Annotated in this window: 1 protein-coding gene and 1 riboswitch; the gene reads left to right on the top strand. The window is 40.9% G+C overall.

Going from position 1 to position 673, the window contains the following annotated elements:
• The first annotated feature begins 51 nt into the window (after window positions 1-51).
• Window positions 52-135, top strand: a riboswitch (cyclic di-GMP riboswitch).
• 33 nt (window positions 136-168) lie between these two features.
• Window positions 169-673 (top strand): hypothetical protein (locus A9E74_RS13830; protein WP_069297161.1); only part of this gene is annotated, 505 nt, incomplete at its 3' end.

Raw genomic sequence — 673 nt, 5'->3', positions numbered from 1 at the left:
CTCACTCTAACAACCAGTTTCCAGAGAAATCTGGAAAAGTTGTTGTATAAATCAATGACTTGCCAAACTTATCGTGAGGTAAGGGCGGAAAGCCACGGATCTTTGGGTTACTTTAAAGATGGCCGGGTTGCATTGTTTAAATTTTTTCATAATCATTAGGAAATTCTCATGAAAAAAACGATGCTATTTTTTGCAGCCATGTTGTTCTCGTTCAACGTTAACGCAGCTTCGTTATCATTAGTTGGTGCAGATTCCAATGCCGGTACAGTTGGAATCGCTTCAGGTTCAGTTGTTACTTCAGCTTGGAGTGCTGGTGGTATCGGTGGTGCAACCATTAATGATGTATTTACTGCTTCTTCTGATGTTGCCACGACTGGAACGTTGTCTCTGACTTTTAATCCATTAATCCCTAACAGAACTTCGGTTTCAATTTTTGACGGTGTTACGACTACATTATTAGATATAGTTAAAATCGGTTCACTGGGTGTTGTCGAATATTCTTGGATGTTGGAAGCTGCAACAAACTATGTGATCACTGTAATGATCGGTCGTGGTGCTGCTGGCAGTAACTACGATTTGCGTTTGGACAGTGGTATCAGTGAAGTACCAGTTCCAGCTGCATTATGGTTATTTGCTCCAGCATTATTAGGCTTTTTGGTTTACGCCGTAAAGC

It is taken from the genome of Methylophaga muralis, from assembly GCF_001720165.1.
Classification (GTDB): Bacteria; Pseudomonadota; Gammaproteobacteria; order Nitrosococcales; family Methylophagaceae; genus Methylophaga; species Methylophaga muralis.
The sequence above is the reverse complement of the archived record's forward strand: the minus strand, read 5'-3'. Positions and strand labels throughout refer to the sequence as shown.